33 protein-coding genes are annotated in these 24,936 nt (G+C 39.5%); 19 read left to right on the top strand and 14 right to left on the bottom strand.

Annotated features, from left to right (window positions below):
• The first annotated feature begins 2 nt into the window (after nucleotides 1-2).
• The 12 genes from BME93_03735 to BME93_03680 all read left to right on the top strand — a co-directional run bounded on the left by BME93_03735 (nucleotide 3) and on the right by BME93_03680 (nucleotide 8,605).
• Nucleotides 3-605: a hypothetical protein gene (locus BME93_03735; GenBank protein ATZ61223.2), complete on the top strand. Its 603-nt coding sequence runs from the start codon at nucleotides 3-5 to the stop codon at nucleotides 603-605.
• Complete coding sequence (locus BME93_03730; protein ID ATZ61784.2) at nucleotides 602-1,081, top strand: putative sugar O-methyltransferase; 480 nt, start codon at nucleotides 602-604, stop codon at nucleotides 1,079-1,081. Before BME93_03735 ends, BME93_03730 begins: the two co-directional genes overlap by 4 nt.
• The gene (locus tag BME93_03725; protein ID ATZ61222.2) at nucleotides 1,066-1,545 is read left to right on the top strand and encodes a dTDP-4-dehydrorhamnose 3,5-epimerase family protein; all 480 of its coding nucleotides are present in this window, start codon (nucleotides 1,066-1,068) and stop codon (nucleotides 1,543-1,545) included. Before BME93_03730 ends, BME93_03725 begins: the two co-directional genes overlap by 16 nt.
• Nucleotides 1,529-2,779 (top strand): class I SAM-dependent methyltransferase, encoded by a 1,251-nt coding sequence (locus BME93_03720; protein ID ATZ61221.2) that lies wholly within the window; start codon nucleotides 1,529-1,531, stop codon nucleotides 2,777-2,779. The genes BME93_03725 and BME93_03720 overlap by 17 nt, the downstream gene beginning before the upstream one ends.
• Before the next feature lies 1 nt (nucleotide 2,780).
• The gene (locus BME93_03715; protein ID ATZ61220.2) at nucleotides 2,781-3,560 is read left to right on the top strand and encodes a CmcI family methyltransferase; all 780 of its coding nucleotides are present in this window, start codon (nucleotides 2,781-2,783) and stop codon (nucleotides 3,558-3,560) included.
• A complete protein-coding gene (locus tag BME93_03710) occupies nucleotides 3,557-3,913 on the top strand; it encodes a GDP-mannose 4,6-dehydratase (protein ID ATZ61219.2) in 357 nt (118 codons plus the stop codon). Before BME93_03715 ends, BME93_03710 begins: the two co-directional genes overlap by 4 nt.
• Nucleotides 3,914-3,931: 18 nt before the next feature.
• Nucleotides 3,932-4,279 carry a hypothetical protein gene (locus BME93_03705; protein ID ATZ61218.2) on the top strand — a complete coding sequence of 116 codons (348 nt, stop codon included), beginning with the start codon at nucleotides 3,932-3,934 and terminating at the stop codon, nucleotides 4,277-4,279.
• Nucleotides 4,276-4,875, top strand: a complete 600-nt coding sequence (locus tag BME93_03700) for a nucleotidyltransferase domain-containing protein (protein ID ATZ61217.2) — start codon at nucleotides 4,276-4,278, stop codon at nucleotides 4,873-4,875. Before BME93_03705 ends, BME93_03700 begins: the two co-directional genes overlap by 4 nt.
• Nucleotides 4,876-4,995: 120 nt before the next feature.
• A complete protein-coding gene (rfbB, locus tag BME93_03695) occupies nucleotides 4,996-5,943 on the top strand; it encodes a dTDP-glucose 4,6-dehydratase (GenBank protein ATZ61216.2) in 948 nt (315 codons plus the stop codon).
• A complete protein-coding gene (locus BME93_03690; protein ID ATZ61783.2) occupies nucleotides 5,936-6,811 on the top strand; it encodes a glycosyltransferase family 2 protein in 876 nt (291 codons plus the stop codon). Before rfbB ends, BME93_03690 begins: the two co-directional genes overlap by 8 nt.
• Nucleotides 6,811-7,722, top strand: coding sequence for a glycosyltransferase family 2 protein (locus BME93_03685; protein ID ATZ61215.2), 912 nt, complete (start codon nucleotides 6,811-6,813; stop codon nucleotides 7,720-7,722). The genes BME93_03690 and BME93_03685 overlap by 1 nt, the downstream gene beginning before the upstream one ends.
• Nucleotides 7,712-8,605, top strand: a complete 894-nt coding sequence (locus tag BME93_03680) for a glycosyltransferase family 2 protein (GenBank protein ATZ61214.2) — start codon at nucleotides 7,712-7,714, stop codon at nucleotides 8,603-8,605. The genes BME93_03685 and BME93_03680 overlap by 11 nt, the downstream gene beginning before the upstream one ends.
• A gap of 11 nt (nucleotides 8,606-8,616) precedes the next feature.
• On the opposite strand, the gene BME93_03675 is transcribed toward BME93_03680, so the two are convergent.
• The 9 genes from BME93_03675 to BME93_03635 all read right to left on the bottom strand — a co-directional run bounded on the left by BME93_03675 (nucleotide 8,617) and on the right by BME93_03635 (nucleotide 15,453).
• Complete coding sequence (locus tag BME93_03675; protein ATZ61213.2) at nucleotides 8,617-9,723, bottom strand: glycosyltransferase family 1 protein; 1,107 nt, start codon at nucleotides 9,721-9,723, stop codon at nucleotides 8,617-8,619.
• 90 nt (nucleotides 9,724-9,813) lie between these two features.
• Nucleotides 9,814-10,230, bottom strand: a complete 417-nt coding sequence (locus BME93_03670) for a DUF86 domain-containing protein (protein ATZ61212.2) — start codon at nucleotides 10,228-10,230, stop codon at nucleotides 9,814-9,816.
• A gap of 2 nt (nucleotides 10,231-10,232) precedes the next feature.
• A complete protein-coding gene (locus BME93_03665) occupies nucleotides 10,233-10,649 on the bottom strand; it encodes a nucleotidyltransferase domain-containing protein (GenBank protein ATZ61211.2) in 417 nt (138 codons plus the stop codon).
• Between the two features lie 235 nt (nucleotides 10,650-10,884).
• Entirely contained in the window at nucleotides 10,885-11,274 is a 390-nt protein-coding gene (locus tag BME93_03660) for a type II toxin-antitoxin system VapC family toxin (protein ATZ61210.2), read from the bottom strand.
• A complete protein-coding gene (locus BME93_03655) occupies nucleotides 11,261-11,506 on the bottom strand; it encodes a hypothetical protein (GenBank protein ATZ61209.2) in 246 nt (81 codons plus the stop codon). The genes BME93_03660 and BME93_03655 overlap by 14 nt, the downstream gene beginning before the upstream one ends.
• 96 nt (nucleotides 11,507-11,602) lie before the next feature.
• Complete coding sequence (locus BME93_03650) at nucleotides 11,603-12,415, bottom strand: class I SAM-dependent methyltransferase (protein ID ATZ61208.2); 813 nt, start codon at nucleotides 12,413-12,415, stop codon at nucleotides 11,603-11,605.
• Nucleotides 12,390-13,457 carry an NAD-dependent epimerase/dehydratase family protein gene (locus tag BME93_03645; protein ID ATZ61207.2) on the bottom strand — a complete coding sequence of 356 codons (1,068 nt, stop codon included), beginning with the start codon at nucleotides 13,455-13,457 and terminating at the stop codon, nucleotides 12,390-12,392. The genes BME93_03650 and BME93_03645 overlap by 26 nt, the downstream gene beginning before the upstream one ends.
• A 20-nt stretch (nucleotides 13,458-13,477) precedes the next feature.
• A complete protein-coding gene (locus BME93_03640) occupies nucleotides 13,478-14,629 on the bottom strand; it encodes a glycosyltransferase family 4 protein (protein ID ATZ61206.2) in 1,152 nt (383 codons plus the stop codon).
• A gap of 11 nt (nucleotides 14,630-14,640) precedes the next feature.
• Nucleotides 14,641-15,453: a class I SAM-dependent methyltransferase gene (locus BME93_03635; GenBank protein ATZ61205.2), complete on the bottom strand. Its 813-nt coding sequence runs from the start codon at nucleotides 15,451-15,453 to the stop codon at nucleotides 14,641-14,643.
• Between the two features lie 159 nt (nucleotides 15,454-15,612).
• On the opposite strand from BME93_03635, the gene BME93_03630 reads away from it, so the two are divergent.
• The gene (locus BME93_03630) at nucleotides 15,613-16,488 is read left to right on the top strand and encodes an FkbM family methyltransferase (GenBank protein ID ATZ61204.2); all 876 of its coding nucleotides are present in this window, start codon (nucleotides 15,613-15,615) and stop codon (nucleotides 16,486-16,488) included.
• Nucleotides 16,489-16,490: 2 nt separating this feature from the next.
• On the opposite strand, the gene BME93_03625 is transcribed toward BME93_03630, so the two are convergent.
• The 5 genes from BME93_03625 to BME93_03605 all read right to left on the bottom strand — a co-directional run bounded on the left by BME93_03625 (nucleotide 16,491) and on the right by BME93_03605 (nucleotide 19,269).
• Entirely contained in the window at nucleotides 16,491-17,567 is a 1,077-nt protein-coding gene (locus BME93_03625; GenBank protein ID ATZ61203.2) for a glycosyltransferase family 4 protein, read from the bottom strand.
• Between the two features lie 66 nt (nucleotides 17,568-17,633).
• On the bottom strand, nucleotides 17,634-18,044 hold the full coding sequence (locus BME93_03620; protein ID ATZ61202.2) for a HEPN domain-containing protein: 411 nt from the start codon (nucleotides 18,042-18,044) through the stop codon (nucleotides 17,634-17,636).
• A gap of 25 nt (nucleotides 18,045-18,069) precedes the next feature.
• Nucleotides 18,070-18,573, bottom strand: a complete 504-nt coding sequence (locus BME93_03615) for a nucleotidyltransferase domain-containing protein (protein ID ATZ61201.2) — start codon at nucleotides 18,571-18,573, stop codon at nucleotides 18,070-18,072.
• Nucleotides 18,574-18,700: 127 nt separating this feature from the next.
• Complete coding sequence (locus BME93_03610) at nucleotides 18,701-19,078, bottom strand: type II toxin-antitoxin system VapC family toxin (GenBank protein ATZ61200.2); 378 nt, start codon at nucleotides 19,076-19,078, stop codon at nucleotides 18,701-18,703.
• Complete coding sequence (locus BME93_03605; GenBank protein ATZ61199.2) at nucleotides 19,075-19,269, bottom strand: hypothetical protein; 195 nt, start codon at nucleotides 19,267-19,269, stop codon at nucleotides 19,075-19,077. Before BME93_03605 ends, BME93_03610 begins: the two co-directional genes overlap by 4 nt.
• 249 nt (nucleotides 19,270-19,518) lie before the next feature.
• Here BME93_03605 and BME93_03600 point away from each other — a divergent pair, with 249 nt between their 5' ends.
• The 6 genes from BME93_03600 to BME93_03575 all read left to right on the top strand — a co-directional run bounded on the left by BME93_03600 (nucleotide 19,519) and on the right by BME93_03575 (nucleotide 24,936).
• Nucleotides 19,519-19,764, top strand: coding sequence for a hypothetical protein (locus BME93_03600; protein ID ATZ61198.2), 246 nt, complete (start codon nucleotides 19,519-19,521; stop codon nucleotides 19,762-19,764).
• Between the two features lie 191 nt (nucleotides 19,765-19,955).
• On the top strand, nucleotides 19,956-20,396 hold the full coding sequence (locus BME93_03595) for a nucleotidyltransferase domain-containing protein (GenBank protein ID ATZ61197.2): 441 nt from the start codon (nucleotides 19,956-19,958) through the stop codon (nucleotides 20,394-20,396).
• Nucleotides 20,397-20,399: 3 nt separating this feature from the next.
• Nucleotides 20,400-20,615, top strand: a complete 216-nt coding sequence (locus tag BME93_03590; protein ID ATZ61196.2) for a DUF86 domain-containing protein — start codon at nucleotides 20,400-20,402, stop codon at nucleotides 20,613-20,615.
• 52 nt (nucleotides 20,616-20,667) lie between these two features.
• Nucleotides 20,668-20,817, top strand: coding sequence for a DUF86 domain-containing protein (locus BME93_03585; protein ID ATZ61782.2), 150 nt, complete (start codon nucleotides 20,668-20,670; stop codon nucleotides 20,815-20,817).
• Between the two features lie 78 nt (nucleotides 20,818-20,895).
• Complete coding sequence (locus tag BME93_03580) at nucleotides 20,896-22,053, top strand: glycosyltransferase (protein ATZ61195.2); 1,158 nt, start codon at nucleotides 20,896-20,898, stop codon at nucleotides 22,051-22,053.
• 279 nt (nucleotides 22,054-22,332) lie between these two features.
• Nucleotides 22,333-24,936, top strand: a complete 2,604-nt coding sequence (locus BME93_03575; protein ID ATZ61194.2) for an oligosaccharyl transferase, archaeosortase A system-associated — start codon at nucleotides 22,333-22,335, stop codon at nucleotides 24,934-24,936.

Genomic DNA, 24,936 nt, shown 5'->3' with positions numbered 1-24,936 from the left:
TTATGAATCAATCAATAAGCGAAGAAGAAGGAATAAAAACGTTGAATAGCATGATTGAAGTTATTAAAAAATCTGAGGTTATTTATCATCCTTCTTTGTTTTGGGAGAAATTAAATAAAATCAACCTTCAACAACTACAAACATCAGGCTATCAAAATTTCAAAAGAACTGTTAACCAGAATTATTTTAATTTTTTAGTTACGAGTCCCATAAATGATCAATTTATAAGTCTATTTTTGAAATGGCTGAAAAATCCAAAATTAGGAGTATTTACGTCAAGATTTGAAGGAGACAAATACCTTGAATGTTTTGAACATAAATTTAAGCTTAACCCGATCCAACAGTTCTTCTATAAATTGTTTGTTTCCATGTTGTGGGAATATACAGGAACGATTGATAAAGAAAATTTATTAGAAAAACTCGAAGAACCGATAGAAGGAAATCCACTAAGAATATCTTACAAAGGAAAATTAATTTCGCAGGATTTATGCAATTCAATTTTGGAATATTATAGTATTATGAATCATGTACCCTCTGATGAAAAGGAGAATTTAACAATATCCGAACTTGGGGGGGGTATGGGAGGTGTGCATTCGTGTTTTTGAAAGCCATAAAATGTAAGTATGTTCTCTTTGACATTCCACCAGCTCTATATGTATGTCAAAGATATTTAAGCGCAGTTTTCCCTGAACTCAAAATATTTAAATTCAGGGATTTCCAGAAATATTCAGAAATTAAATCAGAATATGAAAATGCGGATATATGTTTCTTTACCCCGAATCAAATGGAGCTTTTGCCCAAGCGCCAATTTAATCTTTGTATAAATATTAGTTCACTGCACGAAATGACATTAGAGACAATAAAGCATTACTTTCATCTTATCAACGACTATTTCAACGGATACTTTTTTACAAAGCAGTGGCTGAATTGGACAAATCCTCATGATAATCTAACAATTTCTTACAAAGATTATCCGATTCCTTCTAATTGGAAATTAATATTTTTCAGAGAACATCCTATTCAAACAAGATTTTTTGAAGCATTATATAAAAAGGAGGAGAACTCATGTTACCCGGAGTAAGAGTTTATGATATAAAGAAAAATATAGATGAAAGAGGCTTTTTTGCCGAACTTCTCAGACTCGATTGGAAGGATTTTGTTGAAGACGATAATATCGTACAAGTAAATCTTTCAATGAGTTGTCCTGGAGTAATTAGGGCATGGCATCGCCATTCAAGAGGTCAAGTTGACTATATCTGTGCTGTGAAAGGATCTCTTATGGTTTGTGCGTACGACGATAGAAAGAATTCTAAAACAAAAGGGCAATTAGATGAGATTATTCTAAATAGTGAAAAGCTTCAAATTGTCAGGATTCCTGGATTTTACTGGCATGGTACAAAATGCATAGGTAATGAGCCTTCATTGGTTCTTTATAATGTAACAAAGCTTTACGACTACGAAGAACCCAATGAAGAGAGAAAAGCATGGAATGATCCTTCGATAATTGATTCAAAAACAGGCGAGCGATATGACTGGAATAAATAAAATAGAGATAGCAAAAGACAATTTCACACACAGGACAACATGCAGAGTCTGTGGAAGTGAAAAGTTACATAAATTCCTCTCGCTTGGCCCAACTCCATTAGCTAATAGTTTTTTGAGAGAAAATCAACTAGAGGCAGTAGAGCCATATTATCCGCTTGATGTGTACTTTTGTAGTAACTGTTATCTTGTTCAATTATTGGATGTGGTTTCCCCTGAAGTATTGTTTAAGGAGTACGCGTATGTAACTGGTGCTTCAAAGCCCATGCAAGCCCATTTTACGGGCCTTGTAGAAGATGTAATTCAGAATTTCAAAATTAGTGAAGATGGCTTAATAGTAGACATTGGGAGCAATGATGGGACGTTACTTCAGTGTTTTTCAAAATTAGGTTTACAAACATTAGGCATCGAGCCAGCTTCGAATATCGCACGGTTAGCAGAGGCAAAAGGATTTCGGACTGTGAACGAATTTTTCAGCGAGAAGTGCGCTGTAAAGATTCATGAAGAACATGGCAATGCAGACGTTATTCTGGCGACCAACGTTTTCGCCCACACTGACGATTTAGAGGGATTTGTACGCGGCATAAAGTACTTATTAGCAGATAACGGTACTTTCGTTATCGAAGTCCCTTATCTCTTAAATTTATTAAATAATTTGGAATTTGATACTATATACCATGAGCATCTTTCGTATTTTGCTGTTTATCCTTTGATTTACTTATTCCGAAAGTTTAACATGGAGGTTGTTCCTGTTCACGGGGGTTCAATTCGTGTCTTTGTGCAAAAAGCAGCGAAGCAGCAATCCCAACGTGTTACCGCTCTACTATTGATAGAACAGGAAGCTAAACTTGATTCTCTTAAGACTTACACAAAATTTGGCGAAGAGGTGTATTCACTAAAAGAAAAGTTAGTAAAGCTTTTAAAAGCACTGAAAAATGAAGGAGTAAGGATAACAGGCTATGGGGCTACGGCTAAGGGAAATACCTTACTAAACTACTGTAAGATCGGCACAGATATTTTAGATTATATTAGCGATACCACTCCTTTCAAGCAGGGATGCTACACTCCAGGTATGCACATTCCTGTATTTCCTGAGGAGGAGTTCCATGAAGACCCACCCGATTACTCTCTCCTCTTGGCTTGGAATTATGCTAATGAGATTTTACAAAAGGAGAGGAAATATAGACAAAATGGCGGGAAATTTATTTTACCAATTCCTGAACCTAAGGTGATCTGAAATGGAAAGACCAATTTCATGGTATTTTAAGAGATCAAGAGACATAATCCATGAGGAAGGTTTGGTAGCATTTATAAAGAAGGCACAAAAATATGCATCCGTACGTACACGCTTTGATAGGTATATAACCAGACTTCTCTCTCGATTTTATGTCAAGGGGTTTCATAAATTGTATTATTATTCTATCATCGAAAGTGCACCAGAAAGTACCCGTTACCTGGGGGTTCCGATAGTAAAAAACCCGCTTGATTGTTGGGTATATCAAGAAATAATTTATGAAACAAAACCCAAAGTAATTATCGAAACAGGGACCGCTCAAGGGGGCAGTGCATTATTTTTAGCATCCATTTGTGATTTAGTAGGGGGGGAAGTAATAACGATTGACATTGAGAATTGTAATATTCCAACTCACCCAAGAATAACAAAAATTACAGGAGATTCTGTTTCAGAGAAAACAGTGAATAAAGTGGAGGAAATTGTTAAGGGAAGAAAAGGAATGGTAATATTAGACTCGTGTCATGAGAAAGAACATGTTTTAAAGGAAATGGAATTATATAGTAAATTCGTTTCTGTTGGAAATTATTTGGTCGTAGAAGATACAAATATAAACGGTCATCCTGTTCTGCCTGGTTGGGGGGAAGGTCCAATGGAGGCTGTTAAAGAGTTTATACGCAATAGAGATGACTTTGAAGTAGATCGTAATATAGAAAAATTTCTCCTAACATTTCATCCAAAAGGCTTTCTGAAAAGAGTTAAACCAAATAGAGGAGATAAAAAATGAAAATATTAATAACAGGTGGAGCGGGATTTATGGGATGCAATTTTGTTCGGTATATGTTAGATAAATATCCGAATGATAAAATCGTTGTTTTGGACAAGCTGACTTATGCTGGTCGTTTAGAGAATTTGCAAGTTGTTAGAATCCCAGGCCATTACTGGCATGGATACAAAGTTATTGGAGGTGAAAGGGCATATCTTGTTTACTTCGTGAACCAATTATACGATTATGAGGAACCAGATGAAGAAAGAAGGCCCTGGAATGATAAAACGATAGTCCCAAAGGTAATAAATGGAAAGCAAGATGACCCTCGTTGTAACAAGCCCTGGGATTGGTTCTATACGCCATATAAGTAGAGGGGGTAGTGGTAGTATATGAATACAGATGGCCATAGAAAGAAAGCAGGCGAGATTGAGGACAGCTTGAATGAGTTGCTACCAGATCCCGGAGGCAGACACGTTGTTGCCGTGGTTGAATTGACCTTTGGGATTTTGTTGCACTGGGTTACCTTTGGTATGGAGAAGAAATTCGGTAAGCACATGGATACGCATGTTGGTCTGCCACGAGAGCTGAGGAGGTTGGGTGAACGCAAGGTGGCAGAGGTTTTTGAAACCATAAACACGTTCAGGGCTGGGAGGTGGTATGGTTCAAAGGGTAATGGTGATGTCGTGGAGAAATGTATAGAATCCATAGAAACAATCAAGGAGTGGGCACAGGGATGATAGAGGAAAGATTCAAGCTGCCGGTTATAGATTTCGTTAGTAGGGCAGATGAGATTCCGAACCTTATGGGTGTAGTGCTTTATGGTTCTGCAGTTACAGGAGATGTCTCCAAGAAGAGTGATATTGACCTTCTACTTCTTTTTGACTGCGATCATGACCCTGAACTTGGTGAGGAGGCACGCATCGCACATGGGATATCATCTGATGTTTCATTGAGGCACGATCTCGCTTTCCCGTTCTCTTTTGTTTTTGTGAACCTGAGAGAATTGAGAGAGATTGAATCAGATTTCTTGTGGAATGTTGTCAGGGAAGGCATCGTTGTCTGGGGGAAGCCAGAAGATATTATAAGCAAGGAACCCCACCCGTCCCTGAAGCCTTTGGTTGTGGTTAATTATTCTGTTGAAGGTCTGAGTGAAACTGATAAAAGGAGGCTGCTGAGGAGACTGTACACCTCCAAAAACAAGTTGTTGGAAAAGAAAACTGACAGACTCGGTCCAGGTACGATATCGGTGAGTGCAGAAAAGTTTGAAGATGTGAGAGAGTTGTTTGATAAGTTTCACGTGAAGTATTCATTGAAGAAAGTATGGGGGCACTGAGATGTCACTCTGGTGTCAAAAATGTTGGATGAGGAGGCCTATTTGTCATCCCGGTGACACTTATTCCCCTTGTTCTCACAATAAAAATGATGAGTTGATTGACGGAGAGATGGATAAAAAATGAAAATATTAATAACCGGCGGTGCGGGCTTCATAGGAAGTAATTTTGTTCGATATATGCTGGAAAAATATCCCGATGGAGAGATTGTAGTTTTGGATAAACTGACTTATGCAGGCAGAATAGAGAATTTACAGGATGTAATGGATAAAATAACGTTCATCAAAGGAGACATTTGCAATAAGGAAGATGTTGAAAAGGTAAAAGAATACGATATTATCTTCAACTTCGCAGCAGAAACGCATGTTGATCGCTCGATAATAGATGCGGGAGTTTTTGTAAAAACAGATGTCATGGGAACTTATAATCTATTAGAATACGCAAGAAAGCATGAAGTTAAAAAATATATCCAAATAAGCACGGATGAGGTTTATGGAAGCATTGAGAAAGGCTCTTTTAAAGAAGAAGATATATTAGAGCCTTCTTCTCCTTATTCCGCGAGCAAAGCAGGAGCAGACCTTCTGGTTAAGGCATATCACAAGACTTATGGTTTGCCAGTTTTGATAACTCGAAGTTCAAACAACTTTGGACCTTATCAATATCCAGAAAAATTGATTCCTGTTTTGATTCTTAATGCTTTGCACGATAAACCGTTGCCAATTTACGGAGATGGTAAAAACGTAAGAGATTGGATATTCGTTTTAGATAACTGTGAGGCAATAGATTTCGTTTTCCAGAAAGGAAAATTAGGTGAAATCTACAACATAGCAAGTGGTGATGAAAGAGAGAACATAGAGGTAGCAAAGCTCATTTTAAAAGAACTTAACAAGCCAGAGAGCCTGATAGAATTCGTTGAGGACAGGGCTGGGCACGACTTCAGATATTCATTAGATACGAAAAAGATAAGAGGATTGGGATGGGCACCGAGATATAAATTTGAAGATGCGATGAAAGAGACGATAAGATGGTATAAGGAGAACGAATGGTGGTGGGAAAGTGCCTATGAGTAAATCCAAAGTTTCAATCATCATCGTAAACTGGAACGGCAAACAATATCTGAAAGATTGTTTAACTTCGATTTCTAACCAAACATATCCCAATTACGAGGTTATTCTTGTAGACAATGGCTCGACCGATGGCTCTGTGGAATTCGTAAGAGGGAACTACCCAAATGTTAGAGTTATAGCATTAAAGAAGAACTATGGCTTTACAGGAGGCAACAACATCGGAATAAAGGAGGCACTAAAAGATAATAGCGTCAAATACATTGCTTTACTCAACAATGATACAAAAGTTGATAAGAGTTGGCTGTTTGAATTAGTCAAAGTTGCAAAAAAAGATGAGAAGATTGGAATCACAGCTTCAAAAATATTACCAATGAACAGTCAAAGTATTTACTCCATGGATAATGCGCAAATTTGGAGAAAAATAATTCACCGATTAAAATCTTTATATTATATATTGCAGTATGGTAATCACATATATGCTGCGAATGCTACAGCCTGTTTATATAAAAGAGAAATGCTGGAAGATATTGGTTTGTTCGATGAAAGCTTCTTTGCATATTGCGAAGATCTCGAATTATCATGGCGGGCTTATAAAAAAGGATGGAAATCAAAATATGTTCCTAATTCGATAGTGTACCATGAAGGTGGCGGAACAACCAAAAATAGTAAAAAACTTAAACGCGAGATGGGTTTTTTGTTTGCAAGAAACTGGGCAATAACTGTCAAGAGACATGCAACTCTGTTACAAAAATTTGTATTTGTATTAGTATTTACAAAAACCGCTGCTATGAGCTGGATTGGAATGCTATTAGGGAAAAATAATGTTGGTATTAAGCCTTATCTACGTGCTTTCAAGGAGTTTTTATCCTAATGGATCCAAAAGCCTCAATCGTCATCGTAAACTGGAATGGAAAACACTATCTAGATGCATGTCTTTCCAGTGCATCGAATCAGACATACAAGAACTTCGAGATAATTATGGTAGATAATGCCTCTACCGATGGCTCTGTGGAATATGTGCAGGAGAAATATCCATCTGTAAAAATCATCGAAACCAAAGATAATCTTGGTTTTGCTAAAGGGTGCAATGTTGGGATACGTGCATCAAATATGCCAGACTATATCGTGGCTTTGAGCAATGATACGAGGGTGGAATCCAACTGGCTTGAAGAGCTTGTTAAGGTGGCAGAAACAGATGAAAGGATAGGAATATGCGGCTCAAAATTAATATTGATGGATACGCCAAACATTTATAATTCGGCGGGATTTTTTATAATATGGAATGCTTTTATATACGATCGAGGTCCAGGCAAAAAAGTTGGGCGATATGAAAAATTAGAAAGAGTAGATGGTGTATGTGCTGCCTCAGCTCTCTATCGTAAAAAAATGCTGGATGAAATTGGCCTATTTGATGAGAGATTCTTTTTTGGTCACGATGATGTTGACCTCTCATGGAGAGCAAAAAATGCTGGATGGAAGGCAATGTACGTGCCCACCTCAGTCTGTTATCACAAGATGTTGGGCAGTGTAAAAGGGAAAAAGCTGCACGACCAATCTAATATTGATGCCGTGTGGGTCATATCTAAAAACTCCAATCTTCTGGGTATGGCTGGTATAGCTGTATATTATTTTGCTGGAATGATGAAAGCAATTGTTTGGAAATCATTTAGAAAAGATAAAGACTATAAACCATTCTGGAATGCGCTGAAAGCCATCCCCGATGAGTGGAAAAAGGGGAGACCGTATCGGGAAGGGCGGAGAATAAAGTTGCATGATGAATGAAAAAGTAAGTTTTTGCATTCCTGCTTATAACTGCGAGGATACGATAAGAAAATGCATAGAAAGCATCCTCAATCTAACTTATTCTAACAAAGAGATTATAATTGTAGAGGACGGAAGCACAGACAGGACTAATGAAATAATAAAAGAGTTGGTTAAAAAGTATGGAGATATAACGTATATACATAATGATGGGAGGCTAGGCAGAGGACAGGCTCGCCAAAAAGCCCTTGAAAATGCAACTGGCGAATATATTGCTTTGTTAGATGGTGACGGTTTTATCACCGATAAAAATTGGGTAGAAAAGATGCTGAGCAATTTCACAGACGAAAAAATTGCGGCGGTATTCTCATTAAGTAAGGCAATTAATTCTGAGAGCTCAATTGCCAGGTATTGGGATTATTTAACAACGACTATATTCACTCGTGGACAGATTACACGTGGTGCAGGGACTGGAAACACACTGATTAAGAAAAGCGTTTTAGATGAGGTTGGTGGGTTTGATGTAAGATTATGGAGCTGTGAGGATTGTGATTTATCAGAAAAAATATCAAAAAAGGGCTATGTCTTTTATTATGAACCTGATTGCCTGATGAGTAGAGAACAGCCATCAAGCATTAAAGAAGTGCTCAAAAAAGAAATAGATTATACCTTCTGGCATGGAAAACGGGCACATTATAACAATACCTTTCTAAAACTTTTTGTAGTTAGATTTTTAGTACTTTTAGCATTGCCAATTTTTGTTCTGTATTGTTTGTATATATCAGTGAAAATGTATATGCACACGAAAGATTTCGCCAGTTTTTGGTTCTTATTTTTTAAGACTGTAATGGCGATATTAGCACCATTTATTCTATTAAGTTCATTATATAGAAACGAATTATAAAAAGCCAAAACTTATTTCAATCTTTTTAAAAAATCCTCATATTTTTCCACTGAGTTTTTAAGATCAAAATCTTTAGACCTTTCTTTGGCGTTTCTTGAAAGTTGTTTTCTTAAATCACAGTCATTTTTAAGCATCTTTACTTTAGATACAAAATCATCCATCGATTCATACTCATACACCAAGCCAGCATCTCCGGCTACTTCGGGCATCGCGGTTCTATTTGGCACAATAACCGGCTTGCCACTTGCAAATGCTTCTATAATCGGAACACAAAAACCTTCATGTAAACTCGCGGTTACGAAAACATCTGATGCAGCATAATACTTTGGCAAATCTTCGTCAGATACTCTCCCGACAAAAATTATTTTATCTTCGAGATTTAATGAGTGTACTAAATCATTTAATTTATCCCTCTCTTCACCACCACCAACAACTAAAAGAGCCACCCCATCTAAGGCTTGTATTGCTTCAATCAAAAAATCGATCCGTTTAGATGTTGCAAGACGACCTACACAGATAATAACAAATTTACCATTCAGATGACGCTTTTCTCTGATAACTTTTCCATCCACATTCTTAAATCTAGTGGGGTTTATCCCTATTGGTATTATCTCTATGTCTTTTTTACCAATCTTACTTTCAACTTCTTTTTTTATGTAATTGCTATCTACTTTTACACAATCACTCCGTTTCATTGACCAGAAATATGCTATTTGCCTAATTCTCGTCAAAAGCTTCTGTTTATTACTCCCAAGGAATTGGGAAGGAGTAAGACCATGAAAGTCCCAAACAAGCTTAAGATTCGGATTAAAGCGCTTTGCCAGATGAATACTCGGCAAAACTGTGATATCAGGACCAACCAAAACTAGTATATCATATTTAGAGAGCTTCTTCGCTAAGTTATGTATCTTTGTAATTGCAGAAAGAACCGATAGTAAACTGTGTTCATTTTTTCCGGTGTAGTTGTATTGTTCTACTCTTTTTGGTATTTCTCTTTCTGTACAAAACGAATATAGATCTACTTTATTATTCTTAGATAATTCCGCTATCACCGCCATAGTATAATTGCTCACCGCATCATGTTCAACCAAGCGAGTTGTAGTAAATGCTATTTTCATCTAATGCTTCTCCTAAGCACTGTATCAAATTTCGAATCATTACGCTCTCCTGGAAGTTCCTGAAATATTGAGGCTTTGTTTATTTTAATCTCACCTCAGTAATTTTTTTATTATATCGCTGAACTCTTTAATGATTTTCAGATCATTTTTCAATACGCCATAAACCTCTTCCAGATTGAGTTTCCAGTATATGTGGACCAGCACATTTCTGAAGCCTGCCAGGTCTGAAAGAGCATCGCCAAGCTCAGAAGGAAGTATGCCCTCCTCAGAAAGAATTTCAAAACTCTCCCTGTATGTAGAGGGTTTTCTTAAGCCGCGTTCTGTTATCAAGTGGTTAGCTATGTCTATCGCTGTCTGAATACTAACAAGCAAAGCATGGAGCACCATATTTCTCTTATCTCTATCTGAACGTAACTCTTTCAGAGAGATGGATTGATACCTCTTCCAGTCTCCTGTTGCCTCTTCAAGCTCCCTTAGGTGGTCAATTACCCCTTCTTTGTCAAACATGTTTAAACCCTCGCAAGCAGTTTCTTGTCAATCCAATCTAAGGTATCCTTATAGTCAAGGTAGTTAGAAAGTACTTTAGCTTCATATCTAATCCGCTTTGTTTCATCCTTGCAAAAAACAACCTTCCCGTTTTTAATTACCTCATACTGAAAATAGGTTGGAGATGAGTTGAGGATCTTAACGTCAATCTCAAAACTATATTTTAATGTCCTCTCAACCTCTCTTCCTACTTTCATGGCAAATTTCATACTCTCATAAGGAGAAGGTGATTTTGATACTAACAAGGCGACATCTATATCCTCAAACTCTCCTTTGAGAAAAGAACCGAAGACATATCCAATGTCTATTTCCTCAAATCCGGACAAAACCTCGCCTATTTTTTGTAGAACTTCTTCCTTTTCCAGAACTTTCGCTCTCATTTTCACTCTTCCTTTAACTCCCGAGTTTAGGATATATTGTCAGTGCATACAAAAACCTTTTTGAAGGGCTGGTATTCTATCCCTATTTTTCCAATCAAAATGCTTTATCATCCTCTCCCTTGCATTTTTACCCTAGTTTCTTCCTCAATAATCCAGTTTCACAGTCTGTTATGGTGTCGAGCGTCCCGCCAACTCTTGTGCCAATAACTCTTTTAGGCTTTGCACATGCCATATATTAAAACATTCTTTTCAAGGGCGTTCTGTCGAAATCATCATCATTTGAATATATTTCACGTATTCCCAGACGCTCACAAACAGAAAAGTGTAATGCGTCCTCAAGGTCTATGGAGTAATTATCCTTGTTCTTTGATGCGAGGATGAAGTCCTCAGATATCAATGGTTCAACTCTCAAGTACTTTAGGTCCCCTATTCTCTGAAGCAGTTCCCCTATCGAGTAATCCTCTGCTTCTTTCTCAAGAATGACATGAAGGAGCCAGATTGTAAGAGCTGACGTGGTTGATCTCTCGCCTTTTTCAATTCTCTCTATGATGTTAGTGGCTCTCTCCCCGAACAAGGGATGATCGCTGAGCCAATATACAAAGACGTTTACGTCAACGTATTTCATCTTCGATTACCTGCTTCGAGTATTTCTTTGCCAATTCATCGACATCCTCGATGGGCCTTTTCACTTTGAAGATACCTCTGGATTTCCTTGCAATATTCATGGGTTTTAAGATGAGTTTGTCCCCTTCCACGACTCCCTTAAGTACTTTGTAGTCAAATTTCTCTCTCATCTCCTTGGGCAGGTATATTCTTCCTTGTTTATCCATGGTAACGATACAGTCCATCTTAATCACTTATGGTAAGTAATTATTTTTGGAAACTATAAAGTTTTTGGTAAAGAACCTACGAAGTAATGCATAGAGATCTACTTTATTATATTTGGATAACAATTAGATTTTTCTGAGTTTCAAAACTACATGCCAAGAGAAATTATAATTATGAGGTAAGTGGTCCAAAATTGCATCAAAGATGAGAATTACTCCAAATAATATTTGATGACGGTCAAAATAAGGTAAACCATATACTAAACTTCCTTTTCTTATTTTTTCTATCTTGAACCCTACTTCTTTTGATAATTCAATTATCTCCTTGCTGCTTAATACCGATATATGTCCAAAGGAGTCATCCACCTTCTGATATGATTCTGTTTTTTGACAATCAGCTTCAACCTTTTCTTCTATCATTTTTCCCGCTATTTTCTTTAAAATATTTTCTCTATTTGGTGTTGTGATGATTGCGACCCCCCCCAACTTCAATACCCTATGAATCTCTTTTAAAGTTTCATTTGGATTTGGTAAATGCTCTAACACTTCGGTACAAACAACGATGTCAAAGCTATCGTCTTTATATCCTAATCTTTCTGCATCCCCGACTGTAAAAAAACAGTTTTTCGATTCCATTTCCACTTCATACTCTTTTGCCGCTTTTATTGCTTTTAGTGAAATATCCATTCCATAAAATTCTATTCCTTTTGCATCGTAAAATAGGTCATTGAACATCCAAATATTCGTGCCTGCACCACAACCAACCTCCAAAACCTTCATGCCTTTCTTTGCTTCTTCGGAAAAATATTGGCAAATCATTTTTCTTAATTTATACCATGTAAATGCTTCAGAATAGCATATTTTATACATTTTTGTCACCTTTGAGAAATCTTCTACAACTGTGAAATTAATTTCATCGGATTGGTGTAAAAACGCCATTTTGAAATATTTCAATCAACATATCTCTAATAGCATATTTATAACCCCATCCAGGATAATGGGACTTGAACCTGCTAACATCGCTTATCCACCATATATGGTCACCAATCCTAATATTCTCAGTATATGAGTAGTTCAATTTATTTCCAGCAATCTCTTCGCACATTTCAATTGCTTCAAGCATTGAACAATTAGCCTGTCTTCCTCCTCCAATATTATATACTTCAGCTATTCTTGGTTTCTGATAAAAATGCCAGAAAGCGTTTACAAGGTCGTAACTGTGGATATTGTCCCTGACCTGTTTGCCTTTGTAGCCAAATATAGTATAAGGTTTTCCTGTAACAGCGCATTTCATCAAATAAGCCAAAAATCCATGAAGCTCGGTGGGAGAGTGTCCCGGTCCAGTGAGGCATCCTCCTCTGAAACTAACGGTTTTCATATTAAAATACCTACCATACTCCTGCACGAGTATATCCGCTGCCAATTTTGACACGCCGAACAGGCTGTGCTTTGTCTGGTCAACGCTCATGGATTCGTCAATCCCGTTCTTGTAATACGGGTGTGATTCATCAATTTCCCATCTTGTTTCAAGTTCTACCAGCGGCAAGCTGTTTGGCTGGTCGCCGTACACTTTGTTGGTAGAAGTAAATATGAATACGGCATCAGGGCAGTATTTTCTTGTCATTTCAAGCAGCGTGAGCGTTCCGTTTGCATTGACCGTGAAATCTGTAAATGGGTCTTTTGCGGCCCAGTCATGAGAGGGTTGAGCCGCTGTATGGATTATAACTTTTATATCTTCGCCATATTTATTAAAAATATTTTCCATTGCAGTTTTATCTCTGATGTCTTCATTGTAATGGATATAATTCTTTATCTCAGATTCAAGTTTTTTCCGGCTCCATTCAGTAGAGGCTTCATCACCGAAAAATACCCTTCTCATGTCGTTGTCTATTCCTACAATATCAAAGCTTTTTTTACTGAAAAACCTGACGGATTCGGCACCTATCAAGCCCGCAGAACCTGTAACCAGCGCGATTTTCATTTTAATACCTCTAATTTCACTCATTTTGGCAAAGCTTCTTCATATTTCTCCAATATTTGCCTGGCAATTTTCCTCCAATCATATTCAAGCGCTCTTTTTCTGGATTCCAACCCCATTTCCTCTGTCTTTTTTTCATCGCTGAGCATTGCCATCAAGGCATCTTCAATTCCTTTTACATCCCCCACTTTGAATAGAAACCCGGTTTTACCGTGAAGCACCATGTCCCTCATCCCACCCGTATCAGAGGAAACTGTTGGTTTCCCACAAGCCATTGCTTCTAAATTTGCCATACCAAACGGTTCAACTACGCTTGGAAAAGCAAAGATGTCAGCGCTGTTGTAAAGCTGAGATATTTTTTCATGGGGTACGTGTTCTGTTAAAAAGCTCACCTTTTTCTCTATGTTTAATTGCTTTGCCATATCTCTTAATTCTTTTTCCTGCGGACCCTTACCTAGAATTACAAGTCGTGTGTTTGGAAAGTTTCTTGCCACAGTCCCATAGGCTTGAATCAGGTAATGGAGACCCTTGAGGAGATGTAACCTTGCTATGGACAGGATGATTTTTTCATCACCCAGACCGAGTTTCTCCCGCAGCATGGAGGATGGATTTGGGGAAAATGTTTCAAGATCAACGCCGCTCGGTATCCAGTGGACCTTCTCTTCATTTACTCCATAATCAAGAAGATATTCTTTTATTGAAGCTGAGGGTGCAATAATGGCTGCAGCACGATTTCTAACGATTGTTGAGATGTACCTGTCGTAAAATTGGAACAGAGAGGCAAGCCTGATATTGGGTTTCCAGTAGAGCCAGCGTGTGATGAACAGAGGAATCTTATGTTCTTTTGCATACGAGCTTGCCTGCCACGAGCATAGCTGGAAGTCTTCGGTTGAATGGACAATGTCAAAACCGCCTGATTCAAGGTTTTTCCTCAGGTTCTGCATATACGGCACTTCTTTCATCTCGAATTTTATTGGCAGGCGTTTTACATAAAAACCCTCTATTTGCTCATCTGCCGTCAGAGCAGACCTGTCATTCAGATAATATCTCCTTACCTTTGTGGCAGAAGTTATTATGGTCACATCTTGGTTTAGCAGTGACAGGTTTTTTGCCAGATAATATTCGTAGCTGCCCCATTCTTTCTGAAAATATGGAACAATTAGTGCGATTTTCATAATGTTTCCTATTAATTGAGTTCTTCTGCCTTCTTAAACATTATAATAATATCGCTGCCCATTGATGGCAAGAAAGATGCTATTCTGTCGATTATGTTCAAGGGTGAAGGAATATGAGGATCATGTACGCCATAAGCTTTTATTATTTTGAAGTTATGTATTTCAATAAGTTCTTTGAGTGAGCGATATGTGAATCCTCTAATGTGCCCTGTTGACGTCATCCCTCCTTTGCTGCTGAGCTTGCCAACGTTATGATAAATGCTGACCTCTGTATAAAACGGCTGATATCCCAACGCAAGGCTTATTCGGTTATACCATGCGGCAAGATTTGGCGTGGTAAGAATGCAAAACCCGTCTTTTGCCATAACCCTGTAGATTTCGTCCAGCAGATGGTCGGTATTGAACAGGTGCTCAATTATCTCACCGCAAAAAACGCTGTTAAAAGCTCCATCTTTAAATGGATAAATGTCCTGCCCGACATCGACCCTGATAGCTTCTATCTTCTGACATGCCAGAGCAACCGCAGACTCTGAAACATCAATTCCAGTAACCTCGGCATTTGTGACTTTACCAAGCAAGTATGCGAATTTACCATTCCCGCAACCAATATCAAGGATATTTGAAGGTTTTTCTTTCTGGAACAGTTCTAAAATTCGTTTAAGTCTGGGGCCAAGAAGATCTTTATTATCTTCCAGGTAACTGGCATAATGATCTTTGTAAAACTTATTAATGTTCAAAGATTCTGATTGGAGTTCCGATCTCATTATTTTACTTATCCTCATAAATGCCTTCCTGAGTATTAAACCATACACTTTATTCTGCATTTGTATGATTACTTAAAAGATTACCGTTTGATGGTACAAAATCTTTTTGATTCAAACTTTAACGATTTTTTTGGTTTGTAAATTGTAAAGTAATAAAAATGCTTAAGTCATGTAATATCAGTAGTGATAATAAAAATAACCGCTTGGTCTGTTTAAGTTATGAATATCCATGAAATAAAGCTTTCAATATTTAGAGGTGGAGTTAAACTTTTTTCGGTTCATAGAGAGCATAAAATTGGCAAACTTTACCCTGTCAGAGTTGTATATGAGTTCATAATTTCTCATCTGAAGAGTTCTAAAAATGTTGCTCTTGTTCAGGGTCATAAAATGTTTTTAGATCCTGGAGATCAGTATGCATTGTCCGTATGGGGGGTATGGGAAGCATTAACAACAGGACAATTTAAGAAAGAAATTAAAAAGGGTGATGTCGTCCTGGATGTTGGAGCAGGTATTGGATATTACACCTTAATCGCTGCAAATCTGGTTGGAGAAACTGGCAGGGTTTATGCTTTTGAACCGGATCCGGATTTTTTTGGCTTGCTTAAAAAAAATATCGAAATAAATGGGTATAAAAATGTCATTCTTGAACAGAAAGCAGTTTCAGACAAAACTGGAAAGAACAAATCATACTTATGTAAAGATGAGCACAGAATACATGACTCACCTGATGCTTGTCATAAGTTTATCGAAATCGAATCTATACGATTAGATGATTATTTCAAGAATTATGATGGGAAGATCAACTTTATTAAGATGGATATTGAGGGGGCAGAAATAAAAGCGATTCAAGGGGCACCCTTGCTTTTACAGAAAAATAAAAATCTAAAAATAATCACCGAATTTTGGCCCATGGGGCTTATAAAATTTGGTATCGAGCCAAAAGAGTATATAAATTTACTCATAGACCACGGTTTCAAGCTTTATGAAATAAATGCACAAGAAAAGAAAATAGAACCAGTTGAAATCGCCAAGTTAGTAGAAACATATACTCCTGAAAAAGTATATTCTACAAATTTATTATGCATAAGAGACTGATTTTACTTTTCATCGTAAATCTTAGTCAATTTATTCACAACTTCATCCCAATCCATTAAATTTTTGACTTTATTTGCACGTCGGCTGCACACAGATTCTATTGTGCTGGCAAGGAGAGCACTTTCTATCGGATGACTCATGCCTATGCATGTTTCATCGTCCACGAATTCTTCAAGAGCGCTTCCCGTAGCCACGATGCAAGGAACCCCACTTGCAAGCGCCTCTGCCACCGTAATCCCGTATGCCTCAAACTGTGATGGCATGACGAAAACATCAGCGGATTTGTAATGTCGCAATAATTCGGCTCTTGAAAGCTCCTTTATCCAGTCAATCCTCTCGCTTACACCAAGTTTACTTGCCAATTTTTTCAATTCTTGCCCATATAGTCCTGTTCCTACAATCTCCAATCGATATTCTTCCAGTAACGGCAACGCTTGGATGATGTGCTGCACACCTTTATATTTTTCGAGACGCCCTACGAACAAGATCGTTTTATGCTTCCTTTCGAGTGGTTTAACATCCCTGAACTCATCTAAATTTATGCCGTTAGGAATGTGGATTAACTTAGATGCAGGAACGTTGAAATGCTTTTTTATCAAATTCAACTCAAACTGCGATACGCATACTACTTTGTCTGCTTTTTTAAATATCCTTGCTCCAAGCGGGCGATATGACTTGAGGAGTATATTTCGGATGAATGAATGCCCTGCTCCATGATAATAGGGTGTGAAAACTAATTTTCGACCCTTTTTGGCAAAGGCGGCAAATAACGCTGGAAACGCATGATAGCTGTGCGCATGAATTACGTAGTAGTCTCGATTTTTAAGATAATTATAAATCCCCGGTGCAAAGAAAAAGGCATCGTTAGGTGCGATTGACCTGAATCGTGTTACCTTTACTTCATTGATTGTTTCTTCCCTGTGGGGCGTTTTTCCGTAAACGCTTTTTCTAAAAGGGTTTGTGCATATAACTTCAATATCCAATCCATATTTTACCAACCGCTCACTGATCGCCTTTACATGCGTTTCCACGCCACCGATATCTGGATGGTATCTGGGGCAAACTTGGGCTATTTTCATCTTATTCTTTGCTCTCTACTGACAATTCCGTCAAAGCAATCGAACTCGTATCTTGGTTAATATGCCTCATTCCAACTCGAACGTTATTTTATATTCATCCTCCATGAATCCAATAATCGCATCGAAAGCGGATTCGGCTTTTTCAAAAGCTTCTACTGCGTCTGACTTTGTATATTCCTTGGATGGTATCCATATGGGTCTTGTCGCATCTCTGAACATCGGATATCTCGTTTTCGTCCCTTGACGTTCCAGATATTTTGCATCTTTCGCGATTTTCAAAGCATTGGGCATGTTTGAGAACGTGTGTGTAAATCTATCTGATACAAAATGATTATCTGTGATCATTTTTCCCGCCAGTGCAAGACATGACTTCATGGCTTTTTCAACCGCTTGCTGAGAGTGATAGATAGATCTGCTGTACTCTCCCCCTTCAAACAAAATTTGTGCAGAGTTTAGATCTGACTTTGCTTCTATCATCAAGGCTTCTGCAATAGCTCTGGTGTCAGGTCCCACTGCTAATCACCGCCAGTCCAGGAACGTCCCATTCTCCATAAGCAGTCTTTTTTGCTTTCCATTTTTTCATGTTTTTTTCGAATTTGGCCATGGACTTCTCAAAAAAATTATTTTTGTCAAAGATAACTTCATTTGCATCATAAATTTCAAACATTAGCGGGGATCCGAAGTTTATCGAAAGATCCATGTCTTTCTCCCCAACCAACGTTAGGTGGATCGTTTTTTCGTACCTAAAACCCAGTTCCTCTAATTCCAGAGTAATTTTGTCTCTGGCCCTCCAATCTTTCTCCAATCCTTTTACTATCACCAATCCATCTATGTCAGAACCTTCCGTAGCTCCTCCCCGAACAATAGAACCAAATAATACCAGAGATAACAGATTCTCTCCGAATCTGTCTTGGCACTTTTTCTTTAGATCGGATATTATGGTCATCGAGATTCCTTCTATGAAGTTTATACCTAAACCTTGTTCAAGCTTTTGGTTAGTTAACATTTATATTAGGGGGTCTCCACCGCCCATTTTCTTTACACCATTTTACCCTCTACTGACGATTCCGTCAAAGTGATCAAGGCACATCCCTTAGAGACAGATTTTGTCTTCATGGTATTTGAACACGGGCTCAAAGCATTACGCCCTCCGGGAAGTTCCTGAAATGCCGGTCTCCTGTCAACACTTTTATCTCCCTTTCTCTGGCAGTTGCAAGTATAAATGCATCTGCAAGTCCAAAGTTTTTTATATCCTTTTTCGCCTCTGCATGAATCTTGGCTGCCTGAACGGCAATTCTCTCGTCGATTGAAACAACCACACATCTTTTTACCATAAAATCCCTTCTTTCATCCTGTTTTCCATCTGTTCGAATCGATTTCGAATATATTTCCGCCAATACCACCGGAGAGATGTATACTTGCTCATCATCATCGATAATTTTTCGTACCTTTTCACCCTTTTCAGTCCCCATAAAGTACTCAATCCACGCAGAAGAATCGATCAACATCATATCCTGTCCTTGTGATCTCTTAGATCACCTATCCCTATTTTTGGCATCGTTCCAAAGAGGGTTTTCTTCTTTTTGAAAAGTGCTTCAGTAAGGATTTTATTTATCTTTTCTGACATTCTCCTCGAACCCGCGTCTTTTTTGAGCATCTGATACACATCCTCCCTTAATTGTATCGTGGTTCTTACATACATGCTATCACCTACATCAACATTAACCTAAATGTATATATACCTAATCGTTTATCAAAACTTTTCCAGTGTACCAATTGGCAAGAGCCGTAGCCAGTCACTCTGAAAATATTATCGATCTCTTTTGCATTTACTAAGCTTGTGGACGGGGGGCTTGAAAGTTTAATATAGTGATGCAACTTTGAAAAATATTACGCAAAGTCTTAAAAAGAGGTAATATGAATACATAACATAGGGGTGAAAAGATAAAAGATGACGCTGTACGTAGAAATCACGGAAGATGGATATTTATCAATCCCAAAGCGAAGCCTTGAGAAGATGCGGTTAAGGGCAGGCATGCGGTTCAAATTGTTGGCTGACGAGGATGATATTCTGGTTTTAAGGCTTGTGCATGAAGAAGAAACCGATACCTATATCGATGAGAGCTCTTTGTTGCTACAACAACAGGCGCTAAAGAATATTTGGGATAGTGAAGAGGAAGACGTCTATGAACTATGATCGTGCCACGCAGACTCGTTACGAGAAGGTTGGGACGTTTACCTGATGAAACAATGAAGGAAATCGATAAAAGATTGAAGTTGAGTTTAGGAATAAAGAGTTTAGGAGGTTAAAATACAAATAGAAAAGTTAGAGATGTTAACGAACCTTATCTAGATTCAAGGGCACAAGTGACCTTGTGGACGAGGGGCTTGAATAGTGATGCAACTAAAGTAGGGATAGGCATATTCATGGAAAAGAAAGCAATCATAAAGAGAATTGAACAAGTACTTTCCGGATTGGAAGTCGACCTCGGCTACGTTTTCGGTTCTTTTTTGGTCAGTGACGACTTCAGGGACGTGGATGTTGCCGTTTTAACCCCGGAAAAGCTTGGCCCATACGAACGTTTCAGATTTCCCATACAGGTTGCGAGGAAATTGGAAGACGAAATTAAGCCAAAGCATGAGTTCGATGTCAAAATTCTGGACTCGTCCCCTATCGATTTCCAGTATAATGTTATAAGCAGCAGTGAACTGGTCTTTTGCAAGGATGAATATGGGCGTATCGGATATGAGGAGGCGGCTATGAGAGAGTATCTTGACTATATGGAGACAAGCATGTGGCTGGATGAGCGATTTCTCGCGGAGGCGTAGGTAATGCTGGGTAGAAAAGGAGCAATGTGGCACCTCAGGGAGCTTGATGCTACTTTAAAAGATTGGGGCAGGTACAGGTCGATAAGCCTTGGTGATTTGAAATGGGACGGGGACAAGAGGGACGGGGTGCTCCATGCCATGCTGGTATCGATCCAGTCCATCATCGATATAGCTAATCACTTGATAGTCAAGAAAAAATTGAGAAAGCCGGCGACTTAACTTTTGAAATACTCCGCGAGTCAGACATCTTACCCGCCAACTATGTGAGTCCGTGTCCGACCTGGCAGGTCTCAGAAACGTGCTGGTCCATATCTACTGGAGATTAGACCTTGATGAGATATACAATGTACTCCAAAACGACTTGGGAGCATTAAAGGAGTTCGAAAAAACGATAAAAGAACTATTATTAAATTCTGAGTGATATTATGTTTATTTTTAATCGACTAACTCCTAAGAGCTACTTATAAATCCTCACCGCTTCATTAGTGTTAAAGTTACGATGAGAAACATATGCATCGTTGGTCCATCTAAGCAGTTCCTCAGCGGGTTGAGCTATTATACAATCCGCCTCGCTAATGCACTATCAACATCAAATAACGTGTCAGTGGTCTGTTTAAGAAAATTATTGCCCCAATTTTTGTTTCCGGGGCGAGAGCACGTTGGAAAAAAGATATCAGACCTTGAATTCTTGCCTAACGTCACGGTTTATGATGGCATGGATTACAATTCGCCATTGAGCTGGATTAGGGCATTTCACTTTATCAAAAAGCAGAATCCTGATGTGATTATACTACAATGGTGGACGTCTTCTGTGGCACACATGCACCTTGTCTTGAAGATGTTAAATATTCTATCTCTGAAATCAAAACTCATCATCGAGTTTCACGAGGTTGTCGATCCGTTAGAGGAGGCAATCTTGCCGATCAGGTTATATTCACGTATAGCTGGCCGCCTATTGACCCATAAGGCAGATGCATACGTCACACACTCCAACTTTGATAAGGAATTGATCGCATCGAAATATCGCCTCGATGAAGAAAAAATACACACCATTCCACTCGGGCTCTACGACCATTACAAACAAATCGACAGGAAAAAAGCCAGGTCTGCGCTGAAAATTAAGGAAAAGTTCGTCATTTTGAGTTTTGGGTTGATCAGGAGATATAAAGGAATTCCATATCTCATTGACGCATTCGAACGATTGCCAGAAGAAGTAGCGAAGAATGCAAGACTGCTCATCGTCGGAGAGCTCTGGGAAGGTGGAGATGAAGTGGTTGAGCGAGTTGCGGCATCAAAACGCAGGGACCAGATAACATTGATGCCAAAATATGTTTCCGATAAAGATATTCCGCTATATTTTTCAGCCGCCGACGTAATCGTCTTTCCATACACAAGGGCGTCACAGAGCGGCGCAGCCCACATAGCAATGTGCTACAAAAAACCCATCATCGTTTCCAATGTTGGCGGACTGGAGGAGTCCATGTCCAAATACGAGGGGACTCTCTTCATCCCACCCGGGGATGCAGATGCGATTGCAAGGGCACTCATTAAATGTTATGAACGCCCAATAGAGGTCAAATGTAATTTAGCAGACCTCGGCTGGGATACGGTTGCATCTAAGTACTGCGATGTAATAAACAGAATCGGCAACAAATAGCATCTTCAAAACAGTTGGTGATATCATTTAGCAACAAGCCTTTAATAGATTAAAGGATATAAAAAGAAGATGATGGGCTTTTTAAGATCTGTAGCAGGTTTCGTTCTTATAGTGGGAGTCCCCTTAGTTCCAACCATCTATATATTACTATGGCTGGGCCCAACTACATTCTGGCAGAACTTGGCAACATTGATACTTATAATACCATTGTACTTAATATTCCTGGTGATGTGGTTGATCATAATGACAATTATCAAATCTGTATGATAAGGATATGATATGGGCAGGAAAAGAAAAAAGAAGTTCAAGGCGCGACATAAGCCAAAGCAACCGGAACTGAAATTATCGGGCAAAGAAGCCAGCCAGAGTGGCAATCTTTTTAGAACTACCCCCATTGCTAGGCTCCGCTCATCGATAGAAAACTTGGAAAGAGAATATAAGCAGGGCAAAATTACCGAGGCGATATATGAGCGATTGAAGGCAGAATACGAGGAAAAAATCGAGAAAACAGAGCAACCAACTGTTTTGAGTCGCATATCGATTTACAATGTGCTGCTGGTCGCCATAGTTGCGCTCGCATTCTACATCAGGGTAGTCTTACCATGGGACAGCATATTCGTCGGCGACCTGATACGAGTAGCTGCTGACGATGCAGTATATCATATGCGCCTTGTGGAAAACACTGTTCATAACTTTCCGCACAGAATCTTCTTTGACCCTTTCACGCACTTTCCCTATGGCGCCCCCCTCCACTTTGGGCCGTTGTTCACCTGGATAGTTGCAATCATTGCATTTGTCGTTGAGGCAATTATAGGGGGCGGAGGGATACCGACCAGACGCACGATAGAACTTGTGGGCGCCTTCCTTCCAGCAGTTGGCGGAACGCTGGTCGTTCTCGCGACGTATTTCGTTGCCAAAGAGATATTTGACGACAGGCGAATTGGTTTGTTGTCGGCACTTATATTGGCAGTCATGCCTGGTCAATTCCTATCACGAACGATATTGGGGTTCGCAGACCATCACGTTCTCGAAATACTTTTCGGCACCACAACGATTCTTTTCTTCATAATGGCCATCAAAAGGGCAGAGGAATTGAGATTTGAGCATGTGTTGAATAGAGACTGGAATGTCTTGAAAACTCCACTGATGTATTCTGCACTGGCTGGACTTATGCTGGGTTTTTTCCTGTTATCCTGGCCAGGGGCTCCGATGTTCGCGTTTATCATCGTCGTATATGCCGTGGCTCAATTCGCTGCCAATCATATGAAAAACATATCATCCGATGGACTCTGCATTGTTGGCATGACCACGTTCGTGTTTCCGCCAGTGATGGCTGCACATATCATTCTGGAGGGCGTTGGCCAATACGGTAGGATGCACATATTGTCGTTTATTCTGGGAATCCTGGTGTTTTTAGTGCTGAGTATCGTCCCAAGGATAATGGAGCGCCAAAACATCAGTCGAAGCCATTATCCCTTTGTGTTGATGGGAATCGGCACCGTGGGCCTGGGAAGCATGTACTTGTTCAGCCCTGCTCTGTTCGGCTCGCTGTTCGGGGCATTTGGAATATTCATGCCAGTGGGCGGTGCGCTGACCATAGCAGAGGTTCAGCCGATGTTTTTCAGGGGCGGGGAGTTTACACTTATGCTTGCATGGTTCAATTTCACGACTACCCTATACATCGGACTCATCGCCATGGTGATGCTCGGCTATAGAGTCATGAGGGAGTGGAGAGCACCAGAAACCCTTCTCCTTGTATGGAGTATAGCCACGCTTCTTGCCACGTTCTCCCAGAACCGATTCGGATACTACTTAGCGGTGAACCTCGCGATTCTCTCTGGATACTTTGGCATAAAACTCCTGGAATTTGGCGGATTGGGTGCACTATATGAGAACTTTAAGAAAAGAGTAAGTGATTCGAGCGACCTGAGCAGATTCATCTCGAGATATGTCAAGCTCGGTCATGTGCTCGTCGTGGTATTGGTCGCGTTGCTCTTGATATATCCGAATCTTGGTATTACCGTGCAGGCAGCAAGACATGGCCCTGGGGTGGACTGGGACTGGTACTCTGCCCTGGTGTGGATGAGATATAATACGCCTGACCCTGGCGTTGATTACTATGGCATCTATGAGGCGCCGCTGCCTGGAGAGCGATTTTCATATCCTGAAGGAGCATACAGCGTGATGAGCTGGTGGGACTATGGGCACATCATCACATATTATGCCCGCCGCATCCCGAATGCAAATCCATTTCAGGCAGGCATAGGCGGTCCTGGACCGAATGGGACTATCATTCCAGGTGCATCCACGTTCTTCACCGCCACGAACGAGTCCACTGCTAATTGGATACTTGATGAACTTGGCACAAGATACGTGATCACAGATATCTCGATGGCGACCGGTAAGTTCTGGGCGATGGCTACGTTTGCAGAAGGAGACACATCGCGATTCTTTGGAGAGTATTTTATCGAGGAGATTACCCCGGAAGGTGTGGTGCTGCGACCAGTAAAGCCAGGCGATCCATTCTTATACTACCCTGATTTCTATCGTTCAATGGTAACGAGATTACATATTTTCAGAGGAGAGGAAGTTATTCCTGATAATTCAACTTGGGTTATCTCATACGAGGAGAGGACAGATGGAAGGGTGACATTTAGAGTGGTTACATCAAGCCAGTTGTTCCCCACATATACTGCGGCAAGAGAATTTATAGCTGCACAAGACCTTCCGAACTATAGGATAGTTGGGGCATCTCCGTTCATCAGTCCTGTGCCGTTGGAGGGGCTTGAGCATTATCGACTTGTTTATGAATCGCCCACGATGGTTGGCATGATAGAAGGCAGAGAGATCAGACAGGTGAAGATATTTGAATATGTTCCTTAA

The organism is Methanosarcinales archaeon Met12 (assembly GCA_002813105.2).
Lineage (GTDB): Archaea > Halobacteriota > UBA148 > UBA148 > JAJOKI01 > JAJOKI01.
This window is presented reverse-complemented; position numbering and strand designations above follow the sequence as displayed.

Excerpts from the sequence above, each read along its gene's own strand:
- BME93_03735 (ATZ61223.2), top strand. The coding sequence starts at position 3 with ATGAATCAATCAATAAGCGAAGAAGAAGGAATAAAAACGTTGAATAGC.
- BME93_03725 (ATZ61222.2), top strand. The coding sequence starts at position 1,066 with ATGTTACCCGGAGTAAGAGTTTATGATATAAAGAAAAATATAGATGAA.
- BME93_03720 (ATZ61221.2), top strand. The coding sequence starts at position 1,529 with ATGACTGGAATAAATAAAATAGAGATAGCAAAAGACAATTTCACACAC.
- BME93_03715 (ATZ61220.2), top strand. The coding sequence starts at position 2,781 with ATGGAAAGACCAATTTCATGGTATTTTAAGAGATCAAGAGACATAATC.
- BME93_03710 (ATZ61219.2), top strand. The coding sequence starts at position 3,557 with ATGAAAATATTAATAACAGGTGGAGCGGGATTTATGGGATGCAATTTT.
- BME93_03705 (ATZ61218.2), top strand. The coding sequence starts at position 3,932 with ATGAATACAGATGGCCATAGAAAGAAAGCAGGCGAGATTGAGGACAGC.
- BME93_03700 (ATZ61217.2), top strand. The coding sequence starts at position 4,276 with ATGATAGAGGAAAGATTCAAGCTGCCGGTTATAGATTTCGTTAGTAGG.
- rfbB (ATZ61216.2), top strand. The coding sequence starts at position 4,996 with ATGAAAATATTAATAACCGGCGGTGCGGGCTTCATAGGAAGTAATTTT.
- BME93_03690 (ATZ61783.2), top strand. The coding sequence starts at position 5,936 with ATGAGTAAATCCAAAGTTTCAATCATCATCGTAAACTGGAACGGCAAA.
- BME93_03685 (ATZ61215.2), top strand. The coding sequence starts at position 6,811 with ATGGATCCAAAAGCCTCAATCGTCATCGTAAACTGGAATGGAAAACAC.
- BME93_03680 (ATZ61214.2), top strand. The coding sequence starts at position 7,712 with ATGATGAATGAAAAAGTAAGTTTTTGCATTCCTGCTTATAACTGCGAG.
- BME93_03675 (ATZ61213.2), bottom strand. The coding sequence starts at position 9,723 with ATGAAAATAGCATTTACTACAACTCGCTTGGTTGAACATGATGCGGTG.
- BME93_03670 (ATZ61212.2), bottom strand. The coding sequence starts at position 10,230 with ATGTTTGACAAAGAAGGGGTAATTGACCACCTAAGGGAGCTTGAAGAG.
- BME93_03665 (ATZ61211.2), bottom strand. The coding sequence starts at position 10,649 with ATGAGAGCGAAAGTTCTGGAAAAGGAAGAAGTTCTACAAAAAATAGGC.
- BME93_03660 (ATZ61210.2), bottom strand. The coding sequence starts at position 11,274 with ATGAAATACGTTGACGTAAACGTCTTTGTATATTGGCTCAGCGATCAT.
- BME93_03650 (ATZ61208.2), bottom strand. The coding sequence starts at position 12,415 with ATGGCGTTTTTACACCAATCCGATGAAATTAATTTCACAGTTGTAGAA.
- BME93_03645 (ATZ61207.2), bottom strand. The coding sequence starts at position 13,457 with ATGAAAATCGCGCTGGTTACAGGTTCTGCGGGCTTGATAGGTGCCGAA.
- BME93_03640 (ATZ61206.2), bottom strand. The coding sequence starts at position 14,629 with ATGAAAATCGCACTAATTGTTCCATATTTTCAGAAAGAATGGGGCAGC.
- BME93_03635 (ATZ61205.2), bottom strand. The coding sequence starts at position 15,453 with ATGCAGAATAAAGTGTATGGTTTAATACTCAGGAAGGCATTTATGAGG.
- BME93_03630 (ATZ61204.2), top strand. The coding sequence starts at position 15,613 with ATGAATATCCATGAAATAAAGCTTTCAATATTTAGAGGTGGAGTTAAA.
- BME93_03625 (ATZ61203.2), bottom strand. The coding sequence starts at position 17,567 with ATGAAAATAGCCCAAGTTTGCCCCAGATACCATCCAGATATCGGTGGC.
- BME93_03620 (ATZ61202.2), bottom strand. The coding sequence starts at position 18,044 with ATGATAGAAGCAAAGTCAGATCTAAACTCTGCACAAATTTTGTTTGAA.
- BME93_03615 (ATZ61201.2), bottom strand. The coding sequence starts at position 18,573 with ATGTTAACTAACCAAAAGCTTGAACAAGGTTTAGGTATAAACTTCATA.
- BME93_03610 (ATZ61200.2), bottom strand. The coding sequence starts at position 19,078 with ATGATGTTGATCGATTCTTCTGCGTGGATTGAGTACTTTATGGGGACT.
- BME93_03605 (ATZ61199.2), bottom strand. The coding sequence starts at position 19,269 with ATGTATGTAAGAACCACGATACAATTAAGGGAGGATGTGTATCAGATG.
- BME93_03600 (ATZ61198.2), top strand. The coding sequence starts at position 19,519 with ATGACGCTGTACGTAGAAATCACGGAAGATGGATATTTATCAATCCCA.
- BME93_03590 (ATZ61196.2), top strand. The coding sequence starts at position 20,400 with ATGCTGGGTAGAAAAGGAGCAATGTGGCACCTCAGGGAGCTTGATGCT.
- BME93_03580 (ATZ61195.2), top strand. The coding sequence starts at position 20,896 with ATGAGAAACATATGCATCGTTGGTCCATCTAAGCAGTTCCTCAGCGGG.
- BME93_03575 (ATZ61194.2), top strand. The coding sequence starts at position 22,333 with ATGGGCAGGAAAAGAAAAAAGAAGTTCAAGGCGCGACATAAGCCAAAG.